Source organism: Kribbella sp. HUAS MG21 (assembly GCF_040254265.1).
In the GTDB taxonomy this organism is placed as follows: domain Bacteria; phylum Actinomycetota; class Actinomycetes; order Propionibacteriales; family Kribbellaceae; genus Kribbella.
On sequence record NZ_CP158165.1, the window covers coordinates 2,483,877 to 2,500,605 of the forward strand.

The 16,729-nt window shown below is 70.4% G+C and carries 18 protein-coding genes; 9 read left to right on the forward strand and 9 right to left on the reverse strand.

Going from position 1 to position 16,729, the window contains the following annotated elements:
• Positions 1-2 precede the first annotated feature (2 nt).
• Both ABN611_RS11990 and ABN611_RS11995 read right to left on the reverse strand, forming a co-directional pair.
• Positions 3-2,111: a DUF4328 domain-containing protein gene (locus ABN611_RS11990; protein ID WP_350279912.1), complete on the reverse strand. Its 2,109-nt coding sequence runs from the start codon at positions 2,109-2,111 to the stop codon at positions 3-5.
• Positions 2,112-2,319: 208 nt separating this feature from the next.
• Complete coding sequence (locus tag ABN611_RS11995) at positions 2,320-3,042, reverse strand: DUF4328 domain-containing protein (protein WP_350279913.1); 723 nt, start codon at positions 3,040-3,042, stop codon at positions 2,320-2,322.
• Positions 3,043-3,140: 98 nt separating this feature from the next.
• On the opposite strand from ABN611_RS11995, the gene ABN611_RS12000 reads away from it, so the two are divergent.
• Positions 3,141-3,614: a methylated-DNA--[protein]-cysteine S-methyltransferase gene (locus ABN611_RS12000; protein ID WP_350279914.1), complete on the forward strand. Its 474-nt coding sequence runs from the start codon at positions 3,141-3,143 to the stop codon at positions 3,612-3,614.
• A 113-nt stretch (positions 3,615-3,727) separates the two neighbouring features.
• Positions 3,728-4,039: a hypothetical protein gene (locus ABN611_RS12005; RefSeq protein ID WP_350279915.1), complete on the forward strand. Its 312-nt coding sequence runs from the start codon at positions 3,728-3,730 to the stop codon at positions 4,037-4,039.
• A gap of 83 nt (positions 4,040-4,122) precedes the next feature.
• On the opposite strand, the gene ABN611_RS12010 is transcribed toward ABN611_RS12005, so the two are convergent.
• Positions 4,123-4,959, reverse strand: a complete 837-nt coding sequence (locus ABN611_RS12010) for a hypothetical protein (protein WP_350279916.1) — start codon at positions 4,957-4,959, stop codon at positions 4,123-4,125.
• Between the two features lie 429 nt (positions 4,960-5,388).
• Between ABN611_RS12010 and ABN611_RS12015 the strand changes: the two genes are divergently transcribed.
• From ABN611_RS12015 to ABN611_RS12025, 3 genes are all read left to right on the forward strand, one after another.
• On the forward strand, positions 5,389-5,919 hold the full coding sequence (locus tag ABN611_RS12015) for a peptidylprolyl isomerase (RefSeq protein WP_350281630.1): 531 nt from the start codon (positions 5,389-5,391) through the stop codon (positions 5,917-5,919).
• A gap of 61 nt (positions 5,920-5,980) precedes the next feature.
• On the forward strand, positions 5,981-6,727 hold the full coding sequence (locus ABN611_RS12020; RefSeq protein WP_350279917.1) for a rhomboid family intramembrane serine protease: 747 nt from the start codon (positions 5,981-5,983) through the stop codon (positions 6,725-6,727).
• A 106-nt stretch (positions 6,728-6,833) separates the two neighbouring features.
• Entirely contained in the window at positions 6,834-6,992 is a 159-nt protein-coding gene (locus ABN611_RS12025) for a hypothetical protein (protein ID WP_350279918.1), read from the forward strand.
• Positions 6,993-6,994: 2 nt separating this feature from the next.
• Here ABN611_RS12025 and ABN611_RS12030 read toward each other — a convergent pair whose 3' ends face one another.
• Entirely contained in the window at positions 6,995-7,552 is a 558-nt protein-coding gene (locus tag ABN611_RS12030) for a helix-turn-helix domain-containing protein (protein WP_350279919.1), read from the reverse strand.
• A gap of 94 nt (positions 7,553-7,646) precedes the next feature.
• Here ABN611_RS12030 and ABN611_RS12035 point away from each other — a divergent pair, with 94 nt between their 5' ends.
• Complete coding sequence (locus ABN611_RS12035) at positions 7,647-8,486, forward strand: SDR family NAD(P)-dependent oxidoreductase (protein ID WP_350279920.1); 840 nt, start codon at positions 7,647-7,649, stop codon at positions 8,484-8,486.
• Here ABN611_RS12035 and ABN611_RS12040 read toward each other — a convergent pair.
• From ABN611_RS12040 to ABN611_RS12050, 3 genes are read right to left on the reverse strand one after another with little or no spacing between them, the layout of a single operon-like run.
• Positions 8,473-9,477: an S-adenosylmethionine:tRNA ribosyltransferase-isomerase gene (locus ABN611_RS12040; protein WP_350279921.1), complete on the reverse strand. Its 1,005-nt coding sequence runs from the start codon at positions 9,475-9,477 to the stop codon at positions 8,473-8,475. The two genes, ABN611_RS12035 and ABN611_RS12040, sit on opposite strands and share 14 nt — an antisense overlap.
• A complete protein-coding gene (locus ABN611_RS12045) occupies positions 9,474-10,193 on the reverse strand; it encodes an SDR family oxidoreductase (protein WP_350279922.1) in 720 nt (239 codons plus the stop codon). Before ABN611_RS12045 ends, ABN611_RS12040 begins: the two co-directional genes overlap by 4 nt.
• Before the next feature lie 34 nt (positions 10,194-10,227).
• Entirely contained in the window at positions 10,228-11,802 is a 1,575-nt protein-coding gene (locus ABN611_RS12050) for an FAD-binding oxidoreductase (RefSeq protein WP_350279923.1), read from the reverse strand.
• Positions 11,803-11,917: 115 nt separating this feature from the next.
• Between ABN611_RS12050 and ABN611_RS12055 the strand changes: the two genes are divergently transcribed.
• Genes ABN611_RS12055 through ABN611_RS12065 form a run of 3 tightly spaced genes read left to right on the forward strand, consistent with a single transcriptional unit; the run spans position 11,918 to position 15,045 of the window.
• The gene (locus ABN611_RS12055; protein ID WP_350279924.1) at positions 11,918-12,538 is read left to right on the forward strand and encodes a TetR/AcrR family transcriptional regulator; all 621 of its coding nucleotides are present in this window, start codon (positions 11,918-11,920) and stop codon (positions 12,536-12,538) included.
• Complete coding sequence (locus tag ABN611_RS12060; protein ID WP_350279925.1) at positions 12,535-14,067, forward strand: glycerol-3-phosphate dehydrogenase/oxidase; 1,533 nt, start codon at positions 12,535-12,537, stop codon at positions 14,065-14,067. The genes ABN611_RS12055 and ABN611_RS12060 overlap by 4 nt, the downstream gene beginning before the upstream one ends.
• Before the next feature lie 39 nt (positions 14,068-14,106).
• Positions 14,107-15,045, forward strand: a complete 939-nt coding sequence (locus ABN611_RS12065) for a DUF4328 domain-containing protein (RefSeq protein ID WP_350279926.1) — start codon at positions 14,107-14,109, stop codon at positions 15,043-15,045.
• Here the strand turns inward: ABN611_RS12065 and ABN611_RS12070 are convergent.
• On the reverse strand, positions 15,033-15,788 hold the full coding sequence (locus ABN611_RS12070; protein WP_350279927.1) for a protein phosphatase 2C domain-containing protein: 756 nt from the start codon (positions 15,786-15,788) through the stop codon (positions 15,033-15,035). The two genes, ABN611_RS12065 and ABN611_RS12070, sit on opposite strands and share 13 nt — an antisense overlap.
• Positions 15,789-15,793: 5 nt before the next feature.
• Positions 15,794-16,684: an NAD-dependent epimerase/dehydratase family protein gene (locus ABN611_RS12075; RefSeq protein ID WP_350279928.1), complete on the reverse strand. Its 891-nt coding sequence runs from the start codon at positions 16,682-16,684 to the stop codon at positions 15,794-15,796.
• Positions 16,685-16,729: the final 45 nt, after the last annotated feature.

Consider the following 16,729-nt stretch of genomic DNA (forward strand, 5'->3'; position numbering starts at 1 on the left):
GATCAGACCCAGCGGCCACGGCGCGGGTGCGTCCGCGGGGCGGAGGGCTGCTCGGGCTCCTGCTGCTCGTACTCGTACGGTGACTGCTGCTGGTACTCGGTGGGCTCCTGCTGGTACTGCGCGCCGTACGACTCGCTCGCGTAGTTCGGGCTGTAGGTCTCGTACGACTGGGCGCTGGTGTACTCGGTGCCGCTGTTGTCGTAGCTGTAGCTACTGGAGCTGTACGACGAGTTGTAGTCCGACGTGTACGTCGAGCCGTAGTCCGTGTACTCGTCGGCCGGCTGGGGCGACGAGGGCTCCGGGCCGTACGACGGGACCGGGGGCAGCGGCTTCGACGGCGTCAGGAAGTCGTCCTGCGCGTCGAGCCGCGGGACCGGCGCGGGCTCGTAGTACCCGGACGAGGCGGACACGTGCGACGACGGCTGCGTGTGCTCGGACTGGCCGTAGACGCTGTGGTCGGAGTACGACGACTGCGTCGGGTGGTCCGAGTGCTCGCCGTACGTGGAATGCGTCGAGCGGCTCGGAACCGCCGGCTGGATCGCCGACGGGCTGTCGACCGCGACCCGAGCGGCCCGGCGGCCGGCGCGCGCAACTGGCGCGGGCTCAGGCTCGGGTGCGGGAACCGGGGCCTCGTACGACTCCGCGGGGGAGGACGTCGAGGTGAGGTAGTCGGACTCGTAGGAGTACGGCTCGGAGTAGCGCGCTGCCCACGACTCCTCGGCCGGCTGCTGCTGCGGCTGGTACGACGGCTCGGGCTGGTACGACGGCTCAGGCTGGTACGACGGCTCAGGCTGGTAGGACGGCTCGGGCTGGTAGGACGGCTCGGGCTGGTACGCGTACGGGTCCGGCTGCGCGACGGTCATCGGAGCGACCTCGTCGCGCCAGCTGCTCGTCGTACCGAGCGGGTCCTCGACGACGCTGCCGCGGTACTCGTCCCAGCTCGCGGCCTGCTGCGGGACGTCGTACGTCGTCTCCTCGACCGGCTTCTCGTTCTGCCAGGTCTCGATCGGGCTGAACTGCTCGGTCGCCGGACCGCCGTCGTCGTCCCGCCAGGTTTCCACGACCGGCGCGAACGGGCTCCACTTCGGCGGCTCCTCCACCTGCGGCGTGCCCGCGAACGCGGCCGGCGCGGCGGCGCCGTCACCCGGGAAGCCCTGCGGCGCGGCCGGAGCCGGCGCGAACGGACTCGGCGCGGGGGCGAACGGGTTGTCCGCCGAGTCCTGCGGTCCGCCGGCCATCTGCAGTTGCGGCTCGCGGACCAGGCCCAGCGTCGGCGCGACCGGCTCGGAGATCGCCGGCTGCTCGTCGGTGTCGTCGTTCGCGTGCGACGCGACCTGGGTCACCTCGTACGTCGGAACGGCGCTGAGCTTCGGGCCCTGGTCCCACCACGGCACCCACTTGCGCGTGGTCTGCATGTGGTTGATCTTGCGGATCACCATCGTCGCCGCGACCGCGGAGACCGCGGTCAGCACCAGCGACGCCGTACCGGCGAGGGCGATCCCGCGCAGCGACCCGACGGTCGCCTCCATCCACATCAGGAACCGGCGAACCACGACGTCGAACGCGAGCGCGCCGATCCAGGCGACCCACCACACGGAGGTGAGGGTCGGAGTCCTGAACCGGCGCAGGTCGTCGCTGTAGACGGGGGTCTTCGGATCGCTGGCGAGCCAGACGTCGTCGACGATCTGTTTCGGGTACCAGAGATTCGGGCCGGGGACGAACCAGCTCGCCAGCACCCAGCCGTGGCTGCGGCGGTGGTCGGCCTGGCAGAACACCTCGGAGTTGACCCGGGCCCGCCACAACCAGATCACGAAGACGACCGCGGCGGCGACCGAGATGATCACGTTCGGCACCGCGGTGACCTTGGCGATCGCGTCGGCGCGGTTCAGGTCCGCGTCGTCGACGTTCGGCATCCCGCCGAGGTAGCGGTGCACGACGGAGTACGTGTTCCAGTCGGACCAGGTGGACAGCAGATGCGTGACCGTCGACGCGCCCAGCAGTCCGATGGCGATCTTGCCCACCGTCCCGACCTGCTGGAACTCCTCAGCCGCGTGCGGCTGCCACTGTTCTTGATCCTCGGCAGCAGTCACCAATGCCTGCGGGTGGCTCACGTCTCGCGTCCCTCGCGTTGCTGGAACTCCGTCGTCTGTTCGGCGCTTCGGCCAGATCCTGCCCCCGCATGACCGAGCCACATTGATACCACGAAGTAGGTACGCCAGGGCAGTCGGCCCCAGCACGGAGGGTGTCGACTTAACGTGTTCTTTTCGTACGCCCATCACCACAGGTAACGAGTCACTCGACGGGGCGTGACGGTTTGGTTTACCGCGCAGGTGGTTGGAAGCCGCTGTGCGGTGTCCCGACCGCCCACCAGGGCACCCAGGCCCGCCGGCTCTGCAGTTCGTCGATCCGCTGGATCAGGATCACCGCGAACACGGCCGCGCCGGTGGTGAACAGCGCCGAGACGGAGGAAAGTATGACGTTCGTCCGCAGGTCCCCGAGCTGCGACGCGCCGACGAGCACGCCTCTTTGCACGATGTTTCCGGTCACCAGGCCGGTCACCCAGGTCAGCCACCAGGCCCAGACCAGCTGGGTGCCCGGGATGTCCTTCAGCGTCGGGGTGAGCGGATCGGTGCGCGGGTCGCTGGCGGCGACGATGTCGTCGACGACCTGCTTCGGGTACCAGAGGTTCACCACCGGGACGAGCCAGCAGCCGAGCACCCAGCCGCGGGTGAACCGGTGCTCGCCGCGGCAGAACATCTCCGCGTTCCACCGGACCCGCCACAGCCACACGATGAACACCACCGCGGCCGCGAGCAGCGCGAGCGCGGCGACGATCCCGAGCGAACCGGAGATCAGGTCCGCCTCGGCGAGCTTGTCCGGATCGGTGCCGTACGTCTTCCGGGTCCGGTACAGGTTCCAGTCCGACCACGCGGTCGACCACGTGGTGACGGTGACCAGCCCGATCAGGATCGACGCCGCGATGCCCATCGCCCGCTCGGAGCTGAACCACCGATCCAGCGGTACCTGCGACCCGCGGCTCATGGATCACACATAGCACAACAGGGCGTGACCGGGCGAGAACATCGGGTTGTGGCGCATTTCCGCCGGAAACTGTCGGCGGCGGGGAGGAGGATGGTGGCATGGACTGGTCCGTGGTCGACTCACCGATCGGCGACCTCACGCTCGCGGTCGACGAGACCGGGCTCTGCCGGCTGCACTTCGGCGCCACCGACCGCCCGCTCGGCAATGCGCCGATGCTCACCGAGGCCGCCGAGCAACTGAAGGCGTACTTCGCCGGCGAGCTCCAGGAGTTCACGCTGCCGCTGTCGGTCCGCGGCGGCTCCGGTTTCGAGCGCGCGGTCTGGACCCAGCTGACCCGGATCCCGTACGGCGAGATGCAGACGTACGGCGAGGTCGCGAAGATCGTCGGCGACGCGGGTGCCGCCCGCGCGGTCGGGACGGCCTGCAACCGGAACCCGATCGCGATCGTGGTGCCCTGCCACCGGGTGGTCGGCGCCGGCGGGAAGATGGTCGGCTTCGGCGGCGGCATCCCGACCAAGCGGCACCTGCTCGAGCTCGAGGCCCGGGTCACGCTCGAGACGCTCTGGAACTAACGAAGATCTGACACCCGCGAGAGCGCTTTCGGAGCGCGGGCGGCACCGCCGGGCACTAACGTTTGAAGCGAGTGATTCAGGCGTCCTCCCCACCTGCCTTGGAAGACATACAAATGAACAAAGCCCGCACAGACCACCTCCACCCCGATCTCAGCGCGCTGATGAACAAGAGCGCCGAGGACTGGTCGGCCCCCGAGATCCAGGACGCCGCCCGCGCGGCGCTCCAGGTGCACGCACCGGATCGGGAGCCGCTGACCTGGACCCGGCGGTTCAAGGTCGTTCCCTGGCTGCACCGCAACGACGCCGTCTGCCTGAGCTGCGGAGGCACGTACCCGTGCATCACGCACCGGTACGCCACCCAGTTGCTGTCCGCCGGCCGGTACACGATCGCGAAGGCCGACGCCCCGGAGCCGCAGGTCAACTGACGCGTCGTTCGCGCAAGGCGACGTACGGACGAACGAAGGTCCCGGATCCACCTGGATCCGGGACCTTCGTCGTTGCGGTGGAGTCAGGAGTCGCTGGGCTTGGACTCGCCGGAGCCCGTCGACTTCCTGGTCGTGGTCTTCTTCGCGGCGCCGTTGGCGGCGGCCTTCACCTCGTCGTCCTTGCCGTCCGCGGTCTTGGGCGCGTCGGCCTTCGCCGCATCCGCCTTCGCGGCGTCTTCCTTCGCAGCGTCGGACTTCTCGCCGTCCGGCTTGGCGTCGGTCCGGCCGTTGGACGTGGTCGTGGACTGCCCCGGCGAGGTGCTGTCCGTCGGCCGTGTCGTCGTACCGGTGGGGGCCGAGCTGTAGTCGCGGCCGCTGGTCGGGGTGGACTGCCAGGCCGGCTCCGGCGGCGTCAGCAGCTTCTTCACCGCTGCCGCGGCCAGCGCGCCGAGGCCCAGGAACAGCACCAGGTTGCGGAGCTTGTGGCTCTTCTTCGGCACGTCGAGCTCACCCTTGAGCGCGGCCTTGGTGGCCTTGCCCCGGCGGGCGGTCTCCTCGACGACCGGCTCGGCCGCGGCCGCCAGGGTCGCGAGCGCCGCGGTCACCTTCGGGAGTACGTCGTCGTTCAGCCGCTCGCGGGCCTTCTCGGCCGCGTGCTCGGTGGCCGGTCCGACCTTGGCCAGCGCGTCGTCGAGCACCGGGCCGGCCTTCTCGACGGCCTGGTGGGCCAGGTGCGCGCCGCGCTCGACAGCCTTCTCGGCGTACGGCGACACCTTCTCCCGTGCGGTGCCCACAGCCGGTGCGAGGTGCTCGCGGACCTGGCCGACGGCCGGTCCGAGCTTCTCCGACGCCGACTCGGCGATCGGCCGGACGCGGTCCTTCGCGGCCTCGACCCGGTCGTTGGACTTCCTCAAACCCACGGTTCCCTCCTCGTGCTGACCGCCCGGCGGACAGCTCTCCCGCCCATCGGCGTCATGGGCTCGTTCTGGTTACGGCTCTGGACAAATCCGGCTTCATCTGCATCGTACGACGTCACGAGCCGATCACCCGGTGCCCGCACCGCCCGATCTCCACACATGGCCCACCTCACCACCACCCACCGCACCACTCTCTGGGTCGCCGCCGCAGCCGGCCTGCCCATTGACCTGGAGGGTTGCCCCCTCGAATTTTCAGGGGGCAACCCTCCAGTTGAGGGGATATCCCCCGGGGTTGAGGTTCGGGCAGCGGGCTGGGGTGACGGGGCGGAGGTGTGTCGCCGGATGGTCGGTGCGGTTGTTCTTGGACTCGCATGACAGGATCGAGGGGTAAGCCGCATTTTCCGACGAGGAGTGACTCCCGTGGCCGAAGAGCTGTACGCGACCCTGCAGACGAACAAGGGTGACGTCGTCATCAGGTTGTTCCCGAACCACGCGCCGAAGACGGTGAGCAACTTCGTCGGCCTCGCCGACGGCAGCAAGGAGTGGACCGACCCGCAGACCGGGGAGCAGGTCACCCGGCCGTTCTACGACGGCCTCACCTTCCACCGGGTGATCGACGGGTTCATGATCCAGGGCGGCTGCCCGCTCGGCACCGGCACCGGCACCCCGGGGTACCAGTTCGACGACGAGATCCACCCGGAGCTCCAGTTCGACAAGCCGTACCTGCTCGCGATGGCGAACGCCGGCATCCAGTTCGGCCGCGGCACCAACGGGTCGCAGTTCTTCGTCACCGTCGTCCCGACCCCGCACCTGAACCGCAAGCACACGATCTTCGGCGAGGTCGCCGACGACGAGTCGAAGAAGGTCGTCGACGCGATCGCCACCGCGAAGACCGCGCCGGGCGACCGGCCGCTCGAGCCGATCGTGATCAACAAGGTCGTCGTCGAGCGCAAGGACGCCTGACAGCTTTCCCGCGGGGCCGGCGCCGCCGGCCCCGCGCTTCCAGGGGAGGGACGCAACCCGCGTGACCGAGACCGTCTGCTACCGGCACCCGGATCGGCCCGCCGGAGTGCGCTGCCAGCGCTGCGACCGGCCGATCTGCCCGGCGTGCATGAACAGCGCCGCCGTCGGCTTCCAGTGCCCGAACTGCTTCAACGAGGGCGTCCGCTCGATCCCGCGGACCCGGACCTCCCTGGGCGGCATCCAGCGCGCCGGCAACCAGCAGATCGTCACCTACACGCTGCTCGCGCTGAACGTGCTGGTCTTCATCGCCGTACGCTCCGGCAGCCCGCGGCTCCTGGGTGACCTGGTGATGGTCCCGGTGCTCGCGGAGATCGAGCCGTGGCGACTGCTCACGTCGGCGTTCACCCACGTGCAGTTCTTCCACATCATCTCGAACCTGTTCATGCTGTGGCAGCTGGGCCCGCCACTGGAGCAGATGCTCGGCCGCCTGCGGTTCATCGTCCTGTACCTGCTGTCCGCGCTGGGCGGCAGCGTCGCGGTCTGGTTCCTGTCGTCTCCCGGCGGCGCCACCCTGGGCGCGTCCGGCGCGGTCCTGGGCCTGGTAGGCGCCCTCCTGGTGATCAGCCGCGCCCGCGGCCTGGACGTCACCTGGATCCTGATGTACGTCGCGGTGACCGCAGTCCTCTCCTTCGTCATCCCCAACGTCTCCTGGCAAGGCCACCTAGGCGGCTTCGTCACCGGCGCCACCGTCGCGTGGATCCTGCTCCAACTGAGCAACCACAACCGCCGCAACAAACAAACGGCCTAGGCCACAACTTCTGCTCAGTTGGATAAAACCTGGTGACAGGTGGCGTGTGGTGCTCGTGTAATCAGGTGACGTCCCGACGGGGGACCAACTTGGTAAGGACATCCACATGAGCCCACGCGCAGTGGACAAACGGGCGCGTCCCGGCAACGAGCATCAGGTCGTGCAGCGCGCACCGGAGAACCCGAACGCGGTGACCGCTCTCCAGGCCGCCGACCACACCGAACGCATCTCGCGACACAAGCAGCAGGAGGCCAAAGCCTCCTGACCTCAGCGGCGGCGCGGACCGAGTTCTTCGAAGCCGCGCTTGATCAGCTCCGCCCGGTCGCCGCCGGTCCGCAGCCATTCCTGCGCGGAGGCATCGAGTACTGCGCCGGCAGCCGCCGTCAGCAGGTCGGCGGAGTATGCGTCCAGTGTCGATCCCGGACGAGCGAGCAGTGCCGCGCTGATCAGCCGGCGTAGCTCGTCGCGCTTCTCCACCATGCGGGCCCGGAGCGCCGGCGACGACTCGACCAGCTCCAGGACCCGGCCTGACGCGTAGATCGCGTCCTGCCACCGGGTCAGTACCTGCCGCAGACAGTCCCAGTCGTCGCCCTCCGCGGTCTCGAGCTCCCGCGCGACCCGCTCCGCGACCGCGTCGGCGCCGTGGAAGACCGCGTCGTCCTTCGTCCCGAAGTACCGGAAGAAGCTCCGCTTCGACACCCCGGCCGCCGCCGCGATGTCGTCGACGGTCGTCGCGTCGTACCCACGGTCCAGGAACAGGCCGATCGCCAGCTCGGCCAGCTGTGCCCGCACCGCGTCCCGCGTCCGCGCCCGAAGTCCCGTCACGCCCCCGAGTGTACCGATTGTCCTTCATTGTCTAATCTGTCATCGAGTGACAAAATGGACATCAGGAGGCGACATGCGAGGTCGGACTGCGTTAGTGACCGGAAGTACCGGCGGGATCGGCTGGGAGACCGCTCGGGGACTGGCCGACCGCGGCGCGGAGGTGATCCTGGTCGGTCGCGACCCCGACCGGGCAGCCGCCGCGGCGCAGCGGATCAGGCAACAGACCCGGGGTACGGCGGACTGGATCGCCGCCGACCTCACCCGCCAGGACGGCGTCCGGGCGCTCGCCGAGAAGGTTGCCCAGCGCCAGCAAGTGCTGCACGTGCTGGTGAACAACTTCGGCTACTCCCCGCCGCGGCGCGAGCTGACCGCGGACGGCGTCGAACTGACGTTCGCCGCCAACGTGCTCGCGCCGTACCTGCTGACCCAGCTGCTGCTCCCGGAACTCCGGGCCGGTGCGGGCCGGGTCGTGAACCTCACCGGCGGCATCCCGAACGGCCCGATCGACCGCACGAACCTCCAGGCGGAGAAGCGTTTCCTGGGCTGGACCTTCAGCCAGTACAACCACTGCAAGACCGCGTTGATGGCGATGAGCTACGAGTTCGCCCGGACCACCGACGGCATCACGGTCAACGTCGCGTACCCGGGCCACGCGTCGACCCCGGGCAATCGCGCGATGCCGCTGCGGGCCTTCCCGTACGCCTACCGTCCGGTCGTGCCGGCGCTCCGGCTCCTGGGCCCTGTGCTCCTCAAGGACATCGCGAAGGCGTCACGGTCGAGTATCCACCTCGCGACGAGCCCCGCGCTGGAAGGTGTCACGGGCAAGTACTTCGACACCGACGCCGGCGAGTCCGCCTGGCCGGACAGCGTCCTGGACGAACACAATCGTGCGGCGGTCTGGCACCTGTGCGCCCGGATGGTCAACGCAGGATGAGGCAGGTGTCGCCGAATTCGTGCCAGAGGTAGTTGTGGTGGATGGCGGCGTCGTAGGCGCGTTGGACCTGGGTGGGGCCGGCTACTGATTCCAGGAGGAGTAGGTGGGAGGCCTCGGGGGCGTGCCAGCCGGTGATGAGGCCGTCTACCACCTGGGGTGGGCGGTCGGGGGTGAGCACCAGGTTGGTCCAGCCGCGGGACGGGGTGACTGTGCCGTCCGTCGCGGCTGACTCGATGGCGCGGACCGCCGTGGTGCCTACCGCGATGACCCGGCCGCCGTTGGACTTCACCCAGTTCACCAGCCGCGCCGTGTGTGCCGGTACGTCGTACCGCTCGGGCATCGGCGGCTCGTGGCTTTCGGGTGACGAGACGCCGCAGTGCAGCACGATCGGCGCGATCAGCACGCCCTGCGCCGCCAGGTGGCTCACCAACTCGAAGCTGAACGGCCGCGCCGCGCTCGGCATCTCCGCACTGCCCGGCTCCCGCGCGAAGACCGTCTGGTACGACGCCAGCGGCCAGCGCTTCCCCACATAGTTGTAGGTGATCGGCCGCCCGTGCCGCTGCAGGTACCCGAGCACGTCCGCCACCGGCGGCCGCGCGATCCACAGCCGGTTCGCACCAGCCTGGTACGGCGCGAGCAGCGTCAGCACTCCCTCCGGCAGCTGCACCTCCTGCCCAGCAGCACCGTCGAACATCGGTGCACCACCGTCCCGCAGCTCAACCACCCAGGTGCCGTTGTCGAGCGGCGCGGAGAAGTGCACGGTGTACGGCGACCCGTCCACAGCTGCGGCCAGCGTGCCGGAGGTGTTGACCAGCAACAGGTCCCCGGCCCGCAGGTGGTCGCCGAGCCGGTCGAACCGGGTGTGCGTGACGGTCGACCCCTCCGCGACCAGCAGCTTCACCTGGTCACGCGACAGACCACGTGCCTCAGGAGGTTCACCAGCGTTCAGTGCGTCCGGCAGCACGAACCTGGTGTGCGGATGCACCGTCACGACGTCACCGCCGGCGCGAACTCCGCTGCCCGGTACCGACCACTGGCCGGCCTGTTGTCCAGCAACTGCAGGAACGCAGGTACGACGGTGCTGGGCTCAGGCCGGTCCGAGATGTCCTCACCGGGGAAGGCGGCCTGGTGCATCGCAGTACGCAGATCACCCGGATCAACGGCGTACACCGCAAGCGCCGGGTGCTCTGCGGCCAGCACCCGAGTCACGTGGTCGAGAGCCGCCTTGGCAGAGCCGTACCCGCCCCAGGTCTCGTAGGCCTCCACAGCAGCGTCGGAACTGATGTTGATCACCACACCGGACGATGCGGTGAGCGCCGGCAGCAGGGCTTGGGTGAGTGCGACAGGTGCGAGTACGTCGACCTCGTACACGCGACGGAGTTCGTCAAGGTCCGCCGCGGCCAGCGCCTGCAACGGACTCGGGCCGAGGTAGCTGGCGTTGTTGACGAGCAGGTCGAGCCGGCCGAGCTCGGTGATCGCGTCCACCAGGTCGGCGCGGTGGTCCGGGTCGGCGACGTCGCCCGCCAGCGGTACGACGTCGGTCCTATCGGCCACCGCGTCCGCGGCGTCCTTGAGGGCCTCCGCACTGCGGGCGTCGATCACCAGCGCCCAGCCGCGATCGGCCAGCCCGTGCGCGAGCGCGAGCCCGAGACCGGCGGAGGCGCCGGTGATCAGAGCGACAGGACGGTTCGAGGAATCAGGTGTCATGCCGACCACCGTCGTACCTCAAGCGAACTTGAAGTCAATCCCTCTCGGGCAACAGGATGCCCGGATTCATGACGGAATCGGGATCGAGCGTTGCCTTGACGGCCTGCAGCGCCTCCACGGCCAGCGGTCCGATCTCGGCGGTGTAGGCGTCGCGGTGGTCGGTGCCGACACCGTGGTGGTGGGTGATCGTGCCGCCGGCTTCGGCAATCGCCTGGTTGGCGGCGCGCTTCGCCGTACGCCATTGCTCGACCGGATCGCCGGCCTGGGCGCAGACGACGGTGAAGTAGAGCGAAGCGCCGGTTTCATAGACATGCGAGACGTGGCACAGAACCAATGGCGGCGTCTCGCTCAACGCGCCGACGAGCGCTTCGGTGACAGCGGCCTTCAACGCGGGGATCCGCGACCAGAAGGCAGCGGTCTCGAGCGTCTCTACCAAAGCGCCCTCGTCGAGCAGCGGATCGCGCAGGTACGGCGCGCGGTACCGCCCGGTGCGCCACGTCTCGCCGGGACCCTCGCCGAGGTTCTCACCGCCCGCGGCGGCGAGCACGTTCGCGGTCGCCTGGTTGTACGGCCCGTCGAAGCCGACGATCGCGAGCACCCCGCCGGTCCCGCCGCCGAGCACGTCCGGGTCGGCCAGGTTCACCGCTGTCTCGACCTCGTCCGACAGCCGGAGCACGGTCGGCAACGGCCCGTCCTGGGCGAGCCGTCGTACGGCGTTCAGCCCGGCGTCGAAGCTCTCGAACCGCCAGCCCTCGAAGTGCCGTTCGGCCGGTCGCGGCCGGATCCGTACGACGACCGACGTGATGATCCCGAATGCGCCCTCGGAGCCGAGTACCAGCTGGCGCAGATCCGGCCCGGCCGCGGACATCGGCGCGCGTCCGAGTTCGATGGTTCCGCGTGGCGTGGCCAGGGTCAGCCCGACGACCATCTGGTCGAAGCGGCCGTAGCCTGCCGAGGACTGGCCGCTCGAGCGCGCGGCCGCGTAGCCGCCGATCGACGCGCCCTCGTAGGACTGCGGGAAGTGCCCGAGGGTGTAGCCGCGCTCGGCCAGCAGCGCCTCGGCCGCCGGACCGCGGACGCCGGCCTGGAGCGTGGCGGTGTGGGAGACCTCGTCCACGTCGATCAGTTGGTCGAGGCGCCGCAGGTCCACGGTGACGAAGCGGCGCGCAGGGGCGAGACCGCCGACGACCGAGGTGCCGCCGGAGTACGGGACCACGGCGAGATCCACTGCGGCGCATCCGGCGAGCACGGCCTGCACCTCGTCGTGGGAGCCCGGGAAGACGACCGCGTCGGGCATGTCCGAGGTGTCGCCCGCCCGGAACCGCAGCAGGTCGGTGGTCGAGTAGCCGCGTGTGTGCGCCCACCGGGTATCGACGTCGGACGCGACATGCTCGTTACCGACGACCCCGGTGAGGAAGGCGAGCTGGGCTGCCGTCAGCCCCGGCCGGTCCACCACCGCGGCGTGCGCACCGGCGGCGGGCGTGGGGCGTCGTACGCCGAGGTGTTTGAGGGCTTCGAGGGCGGCGGTGGGGAGTTCTACCGGGTGGGACGGGTCGCCCCAGCGGCCGGGCGTGAGTTGCGCCACCGGGAGGTCGGATTCGTTCGTCACTGGCTCCCCTAAGGCCGTCCCGGGAGGTAGCGTCGAGGGGAGGTGGAACCCCCTGGCTTCCACCTCCCCTCGACAGTTCCGGGACGGCAAAGTCGCTGATACACTCTGACGTGTGATGTCTCAGCGTAGCAGCGATTCAGTCCCCGAGGCCAGCACCCGTCCGACGCCGGCGAACGCGATCGGCGAGGAGCGCATCCTGGACGCGGCGTACGAGCTGCTGCTCGCGATCGGGATGCGCCGGATGACGATGGCCGACATCGCCCGGCACGCCGAGGTCTCCCGCGCGACCCTGTACCGGCGCTGGCCGAACGTGCAGGCCGTGGTCGCCGCCCTGATGACCCGGGAGTGGACGATCGCGCTGGTGTCCGCCTTCCAGCCGGACGCCGTCGACGGCCGCGCCCGCCTGGTCGAGGGCGTCGTCGAGGTGGTCGCCAAGACCCGCGTGCACCCGTTGATGCGCAAGATCATCGAGCTCGACCCCGAGTTCCTGACGCCGTACCTGCTGGAGCGGCGCGGCAGCAGCACGGTCGCGCATCTCGCGCTGGTCGAGGAGGGCATCCGCCAGGGGCAGGCCGACGGTTCGATCCGTGAGGGCGACCCGGTGTGGCTGGCCCGGCAGATCATCCTGGTCTCGCTGGCCTCCGCGGTGTCCGGCCCGGTGATGGCGTCGCCCGACGAGTACCCGAAGCTCGACGAGGAGCTGCGCGTGATGCTCACGAGGTACCTGACGCCATGATCAGCCTGGGCAACGCGAGCCTCAACGCGGTACGGCGCTCCCGTGAGCTCGCCACGCTGCGAGCGGTCGACGTACTGGTCGTCGGCGGCGGGGTCACCGGCGCCGGCGTCGCCCTCGACGCGGCGGCCCGCGGACTGAGCGTTGCCCTGGTGGAGAAGCACGACCTGGCGTTCGGCACCAGCCGGTGGAGTTCCAAGCTCGTGCACGGCGGCCTGCGGTACCTGGCCTCCGGGCATGTCGGGATCGCGTACGAGAGCGCGGTCGAGCGCGGCATCCTGATGAAGACCACCGCACCGCACCTGGTGCACCCGGTCCCGCAGATCGCCCCGTGGTTGCCGCAGGCAAGGTTCGTGCAGGCCGCGCTGCTCCGGTCGGCGTTCCTCGGCGGCGACGTGCTGCGGACGTTCGCGCGGACCAGCGACGACTACCTGCCGCACTCCCGCCGGGTCAGCTCGGCGGAGATCCTGCGGTACGCGCCGACGCTCCGCCCGGACGGCATGCGCGGCGGGTTCCTGACCTGGGACGGCCAGTTGTACGACGACGCGCGCCTGGTGGTCGCCATCGCCCGGACCGCGGCGTCGTACGGCGCCCGCATCCTGACCCGCGTCGCTGCCACCGAGGTCACCGGCCGCGGCGCCGTCCTGGTCGACCAGTTGACCGGCGACCGGCGCACGGTGGACGCGCGGATCGTGATCAACGCGGCCGGGATCTGGGCGGACCAAGTTGCCGCCGGCATCAAGCTGCGGCCGAGCCGCGGGACGCACCTGGTGTTGCCGCAGTCCGTGTTCGGCGGGCTGTCCGCCGTACTCACGGTGCCGGTGCCGGGGGAGCTGCGCCGCGTGGTGATGGCGATCCCCGCCCCGGACGACCGGGTGTACGTCGGGCTCACCGACGAGGAGGCGCCCGGCCCGGTGAACGACGTACCGCAGGCGACCGACGCCGAGATCGACTTCCTGCTCGACACCATCAACGCCGCGGTGCAGCAGCCCGTGACCCGCGCGGATCTGCTCGGCACGTACGCCGGGCTGCGGCCGCTGCTCGACACCGGCCACCACAAGGGCGAGGACAAGACCGCCGACATCTCCCGGCGGCACGCGGTGCTCACCAGTCCCGACGGCGTGGTGACGATCGTCGGCGGCAAGCTCACCACCTACCGCCGGATGGCCCAGGACGCCCTGGACAAGGCGCTCGAGCAGTCGACGATCGATGTCCGGCGGCCGTGCTCGACGCACCGGATCCCGCTGGTCGGCGCCGCGGACCGCGTCCACCTCGCGGCGGTGCGGGCGCCGGCGCGGTTCGTGCAGCGGTACGGCGTGGAGGCGCCGCAGGTGATCGCGGGCCCGCCCGAGTTGCTGCGGCCGCTCGCGCCGGGGCTGCGGACGACGTACGCCGAGGTGATGTTCGCCGTCCGGCACGAGGGGGCGCTGACCGAGGACGACGTACTGGACCGGCGGACCCGGATCGGGCTGTCGGCGGCGGACCGGGAGCTCGCGCTGCCCGCGGTGCGGGAGATCTTCGCGGCGGTGTGAGACGGGCGTGCGGTTAACTTGGCTGCGAGGGGGTGAGAGGTGACGCAGCCTTATCCGGGGCCGTACCAGGGACCTGGGCCGTACCAGCCGTACCCGTACCAGCCGATGCCGGTGGTGCCGCAGTACCGGCCGCTGCGCGCGGTCGGGATCGTCAGCATCGTGCTGATGGGACTGAGCGTGCTCGCGGCGATCGCCCAGTGCGTGCTGCTCTGGCGGTCGTACGACGAGGTCAAGCGGTTCGTGTACGGGTTGCTCTCCGACGAGGAGATCGACCGCGGGATCGAGTCGATCGCCGGCGCCGGGCCGTTCCTGGACCTGTTCGGCTACCTGCTGGTCGGGACCGGCATCGCGTTCCTGATCTGGCTGTGGCGTGCCCGCGACAACGTCGACGTGCTGTACGCCCCGTTCGCGCCGCCTCCGGGCGCACCCGCGGCCGGACCGCACCGCCGGTCGCCCGGTTGGGTCGTGTGCGCGTGGTTCTGCCCGATCGTGCAGTTCTGGTACCCCCTGCAGGTCGTCGAGGACGTCGCCCGCGCGAGCGAGCCGCTCGACCAGCCCGGCGTGGCCCGCTCGGGGCGGATCCGCGCGCTGCTCTACACCTGGTGGGCGACGTGGTGCACGTTCTGGGTGATCGTCGTCGGTGGTGGATTGGCGGCGGTGATCGGGCTCATCGTCTGGATCGTCCGGCTGGTCGAGGTGTCCGACAGCCGCGATTCCGGGAGCCAGTCCGTCGACATCTACGACCTGCAGGACTACCTGGTGGGGGTCGCGCTCGCGTTCGACATCGGGTTCACGGTGGCGACGGTGCTGCTGGTCGTCGCGGGCGTCACGGTGACGTTGCTGATGCTCGAGATCGGCCGCTGGCAGCACTCGCGCGTCGTACCGCCGCCGGCGCCGGTGCAGGACGTCGTACCGCCGCCGACCCCGCAGTACGCGCCGCGGCGGCCGGGGCCTGGTTTTCCGACCTACGGCCCCTGAAGCAGTACGACGCTCGCGTCGTCGTACCGCTTCCAGCGCGGGGCCGGGGCCGCGGCGTCGTACTCGCGGACGCGGTCGATCAGCCGGCGTGGCCCGTCGGTCGTGAGTACGTCGAACAGTTCGTCCCACGTGTGCCCGTACCGCTCGGTGAAGCGGGACGCGCCGTCGGTGAGCAGCGCGATCGCGTCGGTGTCGGCGCGGTCGGTGGTCCCGGTGAGAGCTTCGTACGCCGCCTTCGGCTCGGTGCTGGCCACCCAGAAGCCGCCCGGCTGGTTGCGCGACCGGCGTACGGCGTCGAGGGTCCGCTCCGGGAGCAGCTCGATCCGGTCGTCGCTGTGGACGGTGACCTGGCCGGTCGGTGAGCGCAGTACGACGGGCGAGTCGGCCAGGACCAGGTGCTCGACGTGATGCGGGTGCAGCCGGACCATCGCGACGGTGGACGACGGGCTGTCAGGATTGCTGACGTCGCAGCTGTCCGCGTGGCTCGCGCGGACGCCGGCGATCGCTTCGGCGAGCAGGTCGGGCAGCGGCGCGGACGATCGGCTGATCAACGGAGGCGCCAGCTGGCAGGCGAGCTGCCGCACCAACCACGCGACGTCGTGCACGCAGCCGGACTCCACTCCCTGCGGAGCAGTCGCCCCGTCCAGGACGACGGCGAAGTCGGGCCCGGTCACTACGAGGTCCTCGTTGACGGCAGGCGGCCGCCGATCCGGCGCGGCCTCACTGAGCGAGCGGATCTGCACCCGGCCTAGTTTGCTTGAGCCCAGCTGTCGGCCAGGGATTGTTCCAATGTGATCTTCGGCGACCAGCCGAGCTGTTTGCCGATCAGGGTGGTGTCGGCCTGCTGCCAAGGGGCGCCGAGGGCGGTCTCCTGGCCGGCGTCGTCGACGATCGTCGCGGGCTGGCCGCTCAGCTCGAACAACTGCCCGGCGACGTCCCGCGCGAGCGTCGCTCGGCCGGTGCCGACGTTGAGCGCCGGCGGCAGCGCGCCGTCGGCGAACGCGACCGACAGCACCGCCTCGGCCACGTCCCGGACGTCGACGAAGTCCCGCCACACGTCCAGCGACCCGACCTCGATCAGTTGCCGCGCCCGCAGGTCCCGGATCACCCGGCCGGTCAGCGTGCTGTCCGGCGCGCCCGGCCCGATCACGTCGAAGATCCGCAGTACGACGGCATCGGCGCCGGCCCGTTGCGCCCGGAGGACGAGCTCCGACCCGGCGAGCTTGGTGATCCCGTACGGACCGAGCGGCCGTGGCGCCGTCTCCTCCGACAGGCTGGTGCCGTGCGGACCGCCGCCGTACTCCGCGGCGGAGCCGAGCTGGACGAACCGGGCGTGCCCCGCGTTGTCCCGGACCGACGCGAGCAGCGCCTCGACCGCGATGACGTTCGCCCGGACCAGGTCGGCCGGCTCGCCGAAGGTCGCGCCGACCGCGTTGATCACCACGGTCGGCTTGTACATCCCGATCTGGGTGTCCAGCGCGTACGGGTGCATCGCGGCCAGGTCGCAGCGCCGGTACGGCTCGCTCCGGGTCCGGCTCAGCCCGCGGTACTCGATCCCGCGGTCGGCGAGCAGCGCGCAGATCCTGGCGCCGAGGAAACCTCCCGCGCCGAACACCATCACCCGCTCAGTTCCGGTCACTCCTCCATCGTGCGGCCCGTATTTGTCGGTCGGCCTTCCGTAACA